Genomic DNA, 13,004 nt, shown 5'->3' with positions numbered 1-13,004 from the left:
CGGCACATTGGCGGCTAAGTCCGAAACCTTGCGCTTGGTGACGCCCTTTACGACGCGGCGGTCATCTTGGGAGACTATTTACCGCTTTCGGGCACCACCCGGTCGACCACCCAAAGGGCGACAATGGCGCCCAGCAATATCCACGCGAGCAGGAAGAAACAGTCGTTGTAGGCCGCCACATAGGCTTCGCGTCGAACCACGTCGGCAATGGCGGCGACTGCCTGCTGCGACGCTCGCAGGGGAGTGCTGCCCTGCGCCAGATAGGCGTCAGCCAGTTGTGCCAGCCGTCCCTGGGAAGCCTTGGCGAACACCGACACGGCTTCGCCAAGGCGTGCTGAATGGTATTGCTCCCGTATGGTCAACACCGTGGCCAGGAGGGCGGTTCCGACCGCGCCGCCCAGGATGCGCGACATATTGAACAGGCTGGAGGCCGACGGCAGGTTGACCTGTTCCATGCGGTAGGTAGCGAAGTTGGATAGTGTCAGTACGATCAGCGGCTGGCCCAGCGCGCGGAACACCTGCGAATAAATCAACTGATCACGCGAGGTATTGGCATCCATGCCTGAATTCAGGAAACATGAGATAGCGAATAAGACAAGACCTAAACTGCAAACCGCCCGGTTGTCGAACTGCTTGGATAGTTTGGCCGCGACCGGCATCATGAAGATCTGCGGCAAACCCATCCACATAATCACCTCGCCGATCTGCATCGGGTTGTAGCCAGCAATCTGTGCCAGGAACAGAGGGAGAATAAAGGTTGAGCCATAGAGGCCCATGCCGGCGGCGGCGCCGACGACAGAGGAGAAGCCGAAGTTGCGGCGGCCGTAGAGCCGCAAGTTGATGTAAGGCTGCGGTTGGAACAACATTCGGATGATCCAGTAACCAAGGCCCAGCAGCGCCAGTACGCTAGCCAATCGCACTAAGTCAGAGGCAAACCAGTCCCGCGCGTTGCCCTCTTCCAAGAAGATGATCAGCGACACCAGGCCTATCACCATCGCTCCGATGCTGGGCCAATCCGCTTGGCGCAGCAGTTGCAGGTTGGGCGGCTCATACTTGAGACCATAGGCCAGACCAGCCAACATCAAGACGCCCGGCACCCAATTGATGAAGAAGATTGATGGCCAACCATATAATCCGGTAAGCCAGCCGCCAAGCGTAGGGCCCAGCGTTGGTGCCAGAGTGGTTGATAGCATTAACCAAGCTAAGCCGGCCCCGCGTCTGCTGGCCGGCAGTCGCGTCAGGAGCAACGTCATCGCGGAAGGAACCAACGCGCCGCCGGCGACGCCCTGCAGCATTCGGAACACGATCATGCTTGGCAGATTCCACGCAAAGCCGCATAGGGTGGAGAACAATAGGAACAGCAGGCTATTGCCTATCATGTATGAACGAATCCCGAACAAGCGAATAAAGTACGCTGTCAGCGGGATTACCGTCACCTCGGCCGCCAGATAGGCAGTCGACATCCAAGACCCCTCTTCTTGAGTGGCCGACAGGCTACCCAAGATTTCGGGCAGTGAGGCGTTGGTGATCTGGATATCCAATATGGACAAGAACACACCCAGGATGGCCGCGAAGATGCCGATCCAGGTGCGCAGTGGAAGCGCGTCGGAAGCTGGGGCGCCCGCCAGCAAGTTGCCAGTGGCCCCCATTATTCGACCGCTGGCACGAAGCGCCCCGCAACAGGCGCCGGCTTCTCCTGCCGCAAATCGATCTCGATCACGGCCGACATGCCGGGTGCGATATGATCCGCCACACCCTTCAATTCATCTGCATCGAACGTGATCGTAGCCGGCACCCTTTGGACAATTTTAGTGAAATTTCCGGTCGCGTTATCAGCCGGCAGCAATGCAAACTCTGCGCCTGAGGCCGGCGAAAAACTCTCGATTCGCCCGCTAAATTTGCGACCGGGCAAGGCGTCGATCTGGATTCCAACCTGTTGTCCGGCAGAAAGCCGGGCCAGTTGAGTTTCCTTGAAATTGGCCCGGACCCATACGCCGTCCTGCACGATGGCAAACAACTGTTGACCCGCCTGTACCCGCTCGCCGACCTCGACGTTCCTGCGGCCAATGCGGCCACTAACTGGTGCCACGATTTTGTTGTAATCGAGCTGCAATTTCGCTTCCCGAAGTTGCTCAACCACGACTGCTTTTTGCGCTTGCAACACCGCGCGTGACGCACTGGATGACGCGCTCATTCCGTGCCCCTGTTCGATCTGCGCCGCCTGTTGGAGCTGGGCGTCAAGCTGATTCAACTGAGCCTCGACTTGCGCACGCCGCACTTGCTGGTCGGTCGGATCGAGTTCGAGCAGCACGTCGCCGGCCTGTACCTGCTGGTTATTGCGCACCCATACCTTGGACACCGTACCGACAATGCGCGGCGCTATCGTGCTGATACTGGCGGCTAGATAGGCATTGTCGGTTTCTTCAAAATTCTCGCTCCGCCACCACATCCGGCCTCCGATACAGGTGGCCAAAAATAGCACCATGAGCAGGATCATACGGCCACGCCGAGGCGGCGTTTCGGCGCCGCCGGACGCCGCCACAAAGGGAGCAGGACCAACTTTAGAGGCGCCCGGGGGCGCGGAATGGGTTGGTGGGTTTGATTGAGATACTTCTGCCATCATGTGACTCCTAGTCTGAGGTCGAATAACTCGCAACAACGTGACCCCGACCCGTCGAGCATCCGGTAGCACGCGCGGCGATCGCGGTGGCGATAAAAGCGGCGTCGTCACCCACGCCGCTCAATAACCCGGATTTTTGGTTGTGCAGCCACGGCAAGCCGACAAAGTACAAGCCCGGCTGAGCCGTGACGCCACGCCGCTGCACTGGATACCCGTCGCGGTCGAAGACAGGGGGCTTAACCAAGCTGAAGTCGTAGCGATAGCCGGTGGCCCAAATCACTGTCGTGATTCCGAGCTTCTCCAAGTCAAGCTCCGTGGTCTGCGGCTGCCGGTAGCCTTCGTCCAGCTGAGGCAGATTTTCGGGCGGCACGTCGAGCTTATGTTGGGCGACGTAATGGTCGATTTGCTGAACGAATGCGCTTTCGAAACGATCAGCCAGCTCCAGATTCTGGTGAAGGTCTGGCGCCAGCTGCGCAATTCCATTCCGCACATCTAGCAGGCGGCCGACCAGCGTGATTCCGTCGCGGGCGAATTGATGCAGGTTGAGACTCTTACCGTCGTCTTTACCGGCGATATGTGGATTGGCGGCGAACTTCAAACGAGGGGAAGCGAGCATGTCGACCGTACGTTCCGACAAACCGAGCAGGTCCAACCACTCGGAACAGTCCTTGCCTCTATAGCGTCGCGGCGCCCGCCCGGCTGCGCCTACGCACAAGTACACAGGCCGTCCGTGGCGCCGCAATTCCTCTGCAATCTGGCAACCAGATTGTGAACTACCGACCACCAGCACCGCGCCAGCGGCTAGCGTGGCCGGATTGCGATAGAGCCCGGAATGTAGCTGTGTGATGCGCGCCGGAAGTCGGGAGGAGCACGTCGGATACCGCGGTTGCTGAAATAGACCTGTGGCAACTACCACATTTTCGGCCTCGAAGTGGGCGCTATCACAGCGCACCTCAAAGCCGTCGCCGTCAGCTCGGCACTCTACGGCCTCGACTTTGGTGTTGTATCGCAAAGGCAACTGGAAACGCTCGACGTAATGGCGGAACAACGCCACCAATTGATCGCGGGCCATGAAGCCGTACGGTTGATCGCCGCAATACTCGGCTCCGGGCAAGCGGAGCGACAAGTTTGGAGTGACCAAAGTGAACGAGTCCCAGCGCCCGTGCTGCCAGGCAGGCGCTGGTTGGCCTGTTTGCTCCAACACTATATGTGGCCGACCTTGCCGTCGCAGATGGTAGCTGGTGGCCAACCCGGCCTGGCCGCCGCCGATGATAACGGTATCAATTTTTTGTACCATGTGTGGTTTTCTGGTGAGGGCTTCTCGGCGAGTCGATGTATGCGCTTTACATCGTCGGCGCGAACATCGCCGCGACAATGCGAGCAAGTTCGGCTTCGTCGATGATCGTGAAATGGTCACGCTCCAAGTGTGTTACTCGCCCCTGCACTACTGGTTCCAACAGCGGAAAGGCCTGTGTTCGGCTCGCTCGGTACTGGCGCGTGGGAACACTCAGCAATGCCGGTCGGTGCCGAATAAGCGCGTTGTAGTTGGCGGCATGCTCGGCCAGCAATGCCAGGAAAAGCGGACGCGGCAACTGTCCGGCCGCCGCTCCCTGTGTGCGGAGCACTTCCATCGCAGCATCAATACACTCGTCTTCGGACAGTTCGTGCCAGGCCTGCCAGTTTTGAACTCCGTCACCAGCCAGCAGGTCGCTGACAAAGCTGTGTAGCAACGCTGCGCCGGTCAATGTGGCGTCTGCAGGTGCATCAGTGGCACCGCTCCAGCTGTCGATCATCACCAACGCGTTCACCCTGTTGCCGGCTGCCTCCATCTGATGCGCCATCTGACTCGCAATCACCCCGCCCATCGACCAACCCAGCAGGTATAGCGCGCGCCGCTGCCGCAGCAATGGCGCGACCTGTCGCAGATAGTCGTCAGCCATTCCGTCGACAGTGCGCGCGCTCCCGTCGCCAGGCGATTGCAGGCCAGCAACCGTCACTCCGGCCGGCACCAATGCTGCCAGCGCGCGGTAGCACAGCACGTTGCCACCGACCGGATGCGGTGCCAGCAGCAACGGCCCGTCCGACGCACCCTCTTGCAACATCACTAGGGCGCTGCGCCTGGCGCGCGTCACGGGTGAGCGTTCTTGCTGCAGCAGTTCAGCTTGAGCCGCAATGGTGCCGTGGCGCAGCAGAGAAGCCAGCGCCAATTGGCGGTCAAATTTTTCCGCAATCATATGCAGCAGGCGCACCGCCAGCAATGACGTACCGCCGAGTTCGAAGAAATTATCGTGAACGCCGGGCTCTTCGCCTTCCAACAACTTCTGCCATAAGGCTGCCAGGCCTTGCTCGGTAGCGTTACGCGGCGCCACACGGACCGCGCGCGCCAATTGGTGATGCCGCGCGACAATCGCCAGCGCAGCGCGGTCAAGCTTGCCGTTCGAGCTGACCGGCAAGCGCTCCAACTCTACCAGTACGGGTGGCACCATATAGTCCGGCATGGATTCGGCCAATTCTCGCCGCACCGTCTCCGGCGTGAGTGCTATATCGCCAACAGAGTGCGCCACGTAAAACCCCAGCAACTGTCGGTCGCGTTGACCGACCTCTCTCACTACCACCGCCGCGTTGCGCACGCCGGCGCAACGCTCCAGCGCCGATTCGATCTCACCAATCTCGATGCGAAAACCTCTGATCTTGACCTGATTGTCGTTACGGCCGAGGAACTCCAGATAGCCGCTCGGATGATAGCGGCCGACATCACCGGTGCGGTACAGTCGCTCGCCGCTGGTCGGATGGTAGATGAAGCTGGCGGAGGTGCGTACGGCGTCCAGATAGTAGCCCTGCGCTAGGCCGCTACCCGCGATGTAGAGATGGCCGGCGACCCAAGTCGGTACCGGCTGTAGCGCAGCGTTCAGCACGTGGTAACGCTGATTGCTCAGAGGCCAGCCGTAGGGAATGCTGGTCCAAGCCGGATCAACTTTCCTGACTACGAAGTAGTTTGACCAAATCGAGGCCTCAGTGGCACCGCCCAAGCTCACCAGTAACGCTCTCGGCACCTGCGCCGCCAAACGTTCTGGCAGGGCCACGGGAATCCAATCGCCGCTCAACATCACCAGTCGCAGCGTGGCCAGTTCGGCGGCAGCACGAGTGCCGGAATATTCCAGCTGCATGTCGAGCAACGCCGGTACGCTGTTCCATACCGTCACGCCATAGTCCTGCACGCAACTGCCCCATTGGTCCGGGGCAGGGATCGCACTCGGGGCCGGCAGCACGAGCGCCGCGCCGCAGCTCAGCGTCCCGAAGATGTCATACACAGACAGATCGAAATTGAGGGCGGAGACGCCGAGCACTCGGTCGGACGCGCCCAGGCCAAATCGCGCGATCACGTCCTGTACGGTATTGACTGCACCGCGATGACTGATCGCCACCCCTTTCGGCCGACCGGTGGAGCCGGACGTAAATATTACGTAGGCGAGGTCTTCCGGCAGCTGTGCCGATGCCAGCTCGACCGCTGGGCCTGGCTCGCCATCATCCAATACGTCTTCCAGCACCAGAGGCAGCACATCCGGCGGTAGCTTCATATCGGCCAACAACGCACGCTCAGTCAGTAGCAGTTTGACGCCCGGCTGCTCAATCAAATGCTCCCGACGCGCCGGTGGGGTGTTGGCGTCCACCGGCAGATAGGCACCTCCAGCCTGCAAAACAGCCAGCACAGCCGTGATTTGACGCCATCCTCGGTGCGCCAGCACCGCAACCACATCGTTGACACCTACGCCGTGCCCCCTCAACTGCTCCGCGAGCCGGGTACTGAAGCACCACAACTGATCGTAGCTAAGATTGCGCTGTTCGCTAAGTAATGCGGGCCGGGAGGCGTGCTCGCGACAAGCCATTGCGAAGAGATCGTGTAGCAAACCACCCGGCAAGGGAATATCAGTATCATTGGCTGCCAGCCGCGCCTCCAGAAAGCGCTGCGGCACGCGAGGCAGAAACGACTGGTCAGCCGCGTCAGTCGTTCGCAGTAGCGCATCGAGTTGGTGCTGATAGACCGCGAACATCTGCTCGGGCACCTCGGGTAAGAACACTTGTTCAGCGAAGTCCCAGTTCAGAACTAGCCGCCCCTCATCCATATACACCTGGTGATCAAGCCAGACTTGCGGGGTGTGCAAGCGGCCTTCGCGCACGCGCCAACCGATAGCACAATGGCCTGCTGGCCGATGGTCTCCAACCAGGCCCAGCGTACTGGCAAAGACGACAGGCATGGCCGGCACGTTGCCGCCACCGCGCCGCATAGCCCGTATCACTTCCACGCCCGAGACCTGGGCGTGTTCCAACTCACGGTACAACTGCTGCTGCAGAGCTTGTGCGCGCTGGCGCAAGCTGCCGGACGTAGCCGCGACTTCCAACAACAAGGTATTGCTGAAGTTTCCCAGCACACCCTCGAACTCCGGGCCGCTAGAGGCGTGTTGCGATACCAACAGATTGAGCGTGAAGTCGACGTTGCGCGACCAGAGCCGCAGTACATCCGCGTACGTCGTGCACAGCAGCGCGTTGAGCGTCACGCCGCATTTCCGTGCGCGTAGCTTAAGCTGCTCCACCTGTTCGGCTTCAAGGACAATCTGCTTACGCAGGAAGGTAGAGCACATGGGTATCGCATCATGCTCAACAAGGGGCAATTCCGGCGAGCTCGGCAGGACGGCAATTCGCTGCCTCCAATATTCCAGCGACCGCTGATAGGACGCCTGCTCCTTCAGTTGCTGTTGATGCAGGACGAAATCGCGGTAGCTGGCTGCCGGCGCCGGCGGCAGGGGCGCGCCCAGATAGGCTGCGGCAACCTCATCGAAGAACATCATGATAGAGCGGCCATCGAGCGCGATAAGCCGCACTATGAAGTGAATCACATAACCATCCTTCAACCTCTCGACCCAACACGAAAATGGCAATTTTCCGTCAGCTTCCGGATGATGCTCGGTCAGCGAATCCGCGCGGTCGGCAGTGCCGCTAATATCGCTTAGCGCGATCTCGATTCGTAGCGGCGGTGGCTCCACTTGCTGTCGGCCGTCTGCCAGCACGCGTGTGCGCAGTGCGGGATGGCGCGTTACTACTGCAATCAGCGCTGCCTCCAGCTGCATCAGGTCCAGCGTGGCGCTGTCAAAGCTGCGATAAAGCAACGCTGGAGTCTGCAGTCGATAAAGTTTCTGTTCGCCGACCCAGTACGCGTGTTGCATATCGGTCAGCGCGAACGGCGCGTGCGCGGCCTCCGGCGGCGCCACCCGAGCCTCATCGACCAGCAGTTCAAATTCCGGACTCACATTGACTCCTTGCGGGATGCACTGGGAAGGCGAACCACGGCTATATAGCCGTAGCGATAAACGGAACCGTCGAACGGATTCGAACTGCGACTAATTCGATACTGGGGCAATGCTCGACGATGTCGGCTGCACTCAGCTTGGAGCCGTGTACCTGATTGGTGATGCGCAGAAACTCCATGAGCACGATGGAATCTACCCCTAGCTCGAAGAACGTGTCGGCGGGGTTGATCGTCGCCGGCGCCTTGTGCATCAACCGCGCCAGCGTAAGGGTCAACGCTTGCAGCAGTGGCATCTTGGCGGGATCCTCCACAAGGATCGTTTGATTTTCCGGCCGCTGCGTTAAAGTCTTGCCGGACTCGGGCAACCAACGATCAGGGCGTTGGTGCTCTAGCATGTCGGCACGCACGGTGAACCAGTGTTGATGTTCAGCAAAAGCATATGGCGGCAACGGCGCGGCGCATACGCGAGGCGCCTCGAACAGCATGGTCCAGCAAACCTCAACGCCCTCGTTGTAGGCTGTGCTCAGGCATTCGAGCCAGGTCCGCCAATCGTGACCGTTATGGCGCAGTGCCGGAACCCAACGCGGACCGCGCTGGTCAAGATGTGCCTGAGCGATGCTGCACAACACCGGTTTAGATCCGATCTCGATGGCCAGCGTCGTTTGCGCTTTGGCCAGCGTATCGAGCGCGTCGGCGAATCGTACCGGCTGCCGCAGATGGCACGCCAGGTAATCGGCATCGAGCGCCTGTCCAGCCGGCCACAGCGAGCCGCTGACATTCGATATCAGCGGCGTTTGGGGAACGTCAAACTGACATTGTTCGGCGAGCGCACGGAATGGCGGGATAATCGGGTCGATCAGCGCTGAATGATACGCACGCGCCACGCCCAGTTTTCGATATTCTGCCGTTCGGGTTTCGGTCATATATTCGCAGAAGGCGTTGATTTCTTGCGCGGTACCCGCGACAACGCAATGATGCTCGCCGTTGAGGGCAGCTACGTCGAGAGCCAGACGGCTTCCGGCGATTGCCTTGAGTACTGTCCCATGATCTGCAAACACGGTCGCCATGGAACCCGCTGCGGCTAAGCTCTCGGTCAACTGGCCGCGTGCCGCCACCAGCCTCAACGCCACTTCCGGCGTCATTGCACCAGCCACCACCAGGGCCGCGTATTCACCTAGACTGTGCCCAAGAACAATATCCGGCTGGATACCGCAACCAAGAAAAGTCTGACTCAGTGCATATTGGAGCGCGAAGTGCAGGGGCTGAGCCAGCGCCGGCCGCTCGAGGTCGACACCGATGGGCGTATCGTAAAGAAGCGTGTACAGGCTATGCCCCAGTATTGGCTCCAGCACCGCGTTGCAGCGCGCCAGCGCAGCGCGGAACGGCGGCAGACGAAAATGCAACTCGCGCGCCACGCCTGCTAGCGGGATGCCCTGGCCCGAAAAAACCAACGCCACCCGGGGGCGAATACGCCGCGCCGGTGCCGAGGCCGGGCCGCCATCGCCACTATGCATCAATGCATGCAGTCGCGCCGCAAGCGCTGTCGGGCCGTCGACCACGGCGCTAAAACGCGCCGTTTGAACAGAACGACGGCACGCGACGGTGTACATCGCATGCGCCCACTCCTGCTCATCAATGGCTCCCAGAGCGTCCGCGTAGCGCGACGCCAGACGAAGCAACGCTGGCTGGTCTCGCGCGCTCAGCACAAAGGGCAGCACGGAAGGTGCTGGCAATTTCCGCACCACGTGTGTGTCTGCAACTAAGCCATCGCCCACCACCACACAAGCGTTTGCGCCAGAGAAACCGAAAGCGCTGACCAGCGCGCAACGCCGTCCCCGCGACGGACGGGGCCATGGAATGGCCGCGCGTGGTATCGCCAACGCATCGCCCAATTCGATCAGAGGATTGAGTTGCGCGAATTGCACCTGGGCGGGGATCAGATCATGATGCAGCGCCAGCAGGGTTTTGATCATGCCGGCCATACCGGCCGCCGCTTCGAGATGGCCGAGATTGGCCTTGACCGAACCGACCAGGCATGGCCGAGCGCGCGCGCCCAACACTCGCCGCAACGCGCCGCATTCGATTGGATCACCCAGCGGAGTACCTGTGCCATGGGCTTCGATGTAGCCCAGCTCAGCCGCGCTGACGCTGGCATTGCTTAGTGCGCGGCGCAATAACGCTTCCTGCGCTTGACCGTTAGGTGCGGTCAGACCATTGCTGCGGCCATCCTGGTTAAGGGCGCTGCCCAGAATGGCGCCATAGATGCGGTCTCCGTCACGCACCGCATCGGCCTGGCGCTTGAGCACCAGAACGCCGCAACCTTCGCTGCGCACATAGCCATTAGCCGCCGCATCGAAGGTCTTGCAACGTCCGTCCGGCGCTAGCATGCCGGCCTTAGTCAGCGCCAAGTCCCAGTCCGCCGCCAGCAATATATTGACTGCGCCGGCCAACGCCAGTTCGCATTCGCCATCCCGTAGGCTACGCGCGGCGAGGTGCAGCGCCGTCAATGCCGACGAACAAGCGGTGTCGACCACGAAGCTGGGCCCGCGCAAGTCGAACTGATAGGCGATGCGGTTGGCTATTACCGCCAGCGACGAGCCTTGACAGCTGTAGGCATCCAGAGCCCCTTCCCCCAATTGCAGCGCGCCATAGTCGAACGCCGAGGCCCCAAAGAACACGCCGGCATTGCTGCCGCCAAGCTGTTCGGGCCGTATGCCGGCATCCTCCAGCGCCTGCCACGTCACCTCCAGTGCAATGCGCTGTTGAGGATCAATGCAGGCCGCTTCGCGCTGGCTGACTGTGAAGAATTCATGGTCGAATCCGCCGACGTTGTCGAGGAAGCCGCCGTGTCGCAGCCTGCCGTCGCTCAAGATGCGTTCGGTGGTGGTGCTGACGCCTTCCGCCAACACTTTCCAGTAGGCCGAAAGCTGATCGGCACCAGGAAAGCGGCATGCCATGCCCACCACCACGATGGTATCGTCATCGGGACCGTCGCTGGTCACACAGGCAGAGCAGGCCGCAACCGAGGTACCGGAAAGCTCCAGCGCCAACTGACGGATGCTGGGGTGATCGTAGAACGCGGTCGGTGCCACCTCTAGGCCGAAGTGGCTTCCCAGTTCTCCGGCCAACATGGTCGCATCAAGGGAACCTAGACCGTATTCGGCAAACGGCCGCAGCGGATCTATCGCCGTGGGCGCGAGCGACGCCAGCGCGCTGATACGCTGCATCAGAAACAGTTCAATCGCCTTCAACTGCGACATCTCGGCCACCGGCGTAATGCCGGTGACCTGTTCAACATCGACTACCGATGACGGTCGCCGCCATTGCGCGATCACCTGAAGCGCGCCGTTCAAGTATGCAGCTTTCGACGCCCCGCGCTGGATCTTCCCGCTGGACGTTTTGGCGGTGGTGCCGGGGCGGATCAGCACAATCGCTTCGACCGGCAAGTCGTACACGGTGCTGACCGCACGTCGAATCGCGCCATACATGTCCTCGACGCTCCAGCGATCGTGATGTCGTATCAACTCCTGCGCGACGACGATTCTCTCTTCGTGATCGCGCAGCACAGAGAACACCGCGCAACCGGATGGCTTGAATGCTGGGTGGGAATGTTCGACTTCCCATTCGGCATCTTGCGGGTAGTAATTTTCGCCACGTACTATGACGACGTCCTTGATGCGGCCGGTGGTGAAAACATTACCGCTGTCCAGGAAGCCGAGGTCCCCGGTGCGCAGATATGGCAGCTGCTGCGGATCGCCCTGCATGACCGCGCCAAAGCTGCGTTGGTTTTCTTCCGGCCGGTTCCAATAGCCAGCCGAGACGCTGTCGCCACGCACCCAAATCTCCCCGATACCATCGGGTGTACATTCGGTGCCGCTGTTGGGGTCAACAATCTTGACACTTGTGTTCAACAAGACCTGGCCGCAGGCGACTAGCTCAGTGATTGTCTCGCCGGGTCCTGCGGGCCGCACCAAGTTGCGACTCAGCGCGGCACTCGACAGCGCCATGCTGCGCATTGGCTGGTCCCAATTCTGGCCGGTGACGATGCAGGTAGCCTCGGCCAACCCGTAAGCGGCGGTCAGCGTATGGGATCGAAGCCCATAGGGTGCAAACTTGGCATTGAAGCGCTGAATCGTCTCGGCCCGGATTGGCTCTGCCGCGTTCAGGGCCATGCGCCACGACGACAGATCCAGGCCCCCACATTCGGCATCGGCGACGTGGTCAATACAATGGTCGTAGATAAAATTCGGCCCCATGCTGTGGGTACCGCGATAGTGTGTGATCGCCTGCAACCAGCGTAACGGCTTCTGCACCACGGCTGCCGCAGGGAGCAAATAGGCTGAAATCCCGCGATACATGGGGAACAGTACGCCGTAAAGTAGGCCCAGGTCGTGGAAATGCGGCACCCAACACACCATTTTGCTGTCGGCGTCGTGCCCGAGGCCATAGTCCCATTGCGCCAAGTTGTGCAAGATATTCTTGTGTGACAACATCACGCCTTTGGGATTGGCGGTCGATCCGGACGTGTATTGCAAGAGACTGATCGAGTCGGCTGACGGCAGCGCTACATCCAGCCCCCGGTAATGCTCCCAGCCATCGAAAGCATCCAAAGCCAGCCAAACCAGGTTTTGGAACTCGGGATGCTCGGCGACAAAGGCGGGCGTTCCGTCCAAGGTCTGACTGACACCTAGCACCAGCGCAGGGCGGCAATCGTTTAGGATCGACAGAACACGCTTAACTTTGACCTTGCCCTTGTCGCCTCTCAGCGATACCGGCGCCACCGGTACCGCCACCACGCCGGCCATCATGCAGCCCAAGAAGGCTTCGACAAATTCCAAACCGGGAGGGAACATCAGGAGCGCTCGCTCCCCTCCATAGCCGTGATCAATAAGCCAAGCGGCCACTCGCTTGGCGCGCTCGGCCAACTCGAAATGAGTCAGCATGGCGTCGGCTTGATCGCCGCTGCGCAGATAGGTGAAAGCGGCCGGCGTGCTGGGGTCAGTATTGTTGAGAAACAGCTCGACTAAGGAAGTGCATGCCATGGCGATTCTTTTGCAATGTGCGTGTGGACGACGAAAA

At 60.6% G+C, this 13,004-nt stretch carries 5 protein-coding genes; all 5 read right to left on the bottom strand.

The features are described 5' to 3' along the window. Window positions 1–74: 74 nt before the first annotated feature. Entirely contained in the window at window positions 75–1,649 is a 1,575-nt protein-coding gene (locus ASE30_RS25690; protein ID WP_057287113.1) for a DHA2 family efflux MFS transporter permease subunit, read from the bottom strand. Next, window positions 1,649–2,497 carry an HlyD family secretion protein gene (locus ASE30_RS25685; protein WP_057287112.1) on the bottom strand — a complete coding sequence of 283 codons (849 nt, stop codon included), beginning with the start codon at window positions 2,495–2,497 and terminating at the stop codon, window positions 1,649–1,651. The genes ASE30_RS25690 and ASE30_RS25685 overlap by 1 nt, the downstream gene beginning before the upstream one ends. 133 nt (window positions 2,498–2,630) lie before the next feature. Further along, a complete protein-coding gene (locus tag ASE30_RS25680; RefSeq protein WP_082601737.1) occupies window positions 2,631–3,917 on the bottom strand; it encodes an NAD(P)/FAD-dependent oxidoreductase in 1,287 nt (428 codons plus the stop codon). 46 nt (window positions 3,918–3,963) lie between these two features. Next, on the bottom strand, window positions 3,964–7,926 hold the full coding sequence (locus ASE30_RS25675) for a non-ribosomal peptide synthetase (protein ID WP_057287111.1): 3,963 nt from the start codon (window positions 7,924–7,926) through the stop codon (window positions 3,964–3,966). Between the two features lie 40 nt (window positions 7,927–7,966). Next, a complete protein-coding gene (locus ASE30_RS25670) occupies window positions 7,967–12,967 on the bottom strand; it encodes a type I polyketide synthase (RefSeq protein ID WP_057287110.1) in 5,001 nt (1,666 codons plus the stop codon). Window positions 12,968–13,004 lie beyond the last annotated feature (37 nt).

Origin of the sequence: Achromobacter sp. Root83 (assembly GCF_001428845.1) — a bacterium.
Taxonomy (GTDB): Bacteria; Pseudomonadota; Gammaproteobacteria; order Burkholderiales; family Burkholderiaceae_B; genus Achromobacter.
The sequence above is the reverse complement of the archived record's forward strand: the minus strand, read 5'-3'. Positions and strand labels throughout refer to the sequence as shown.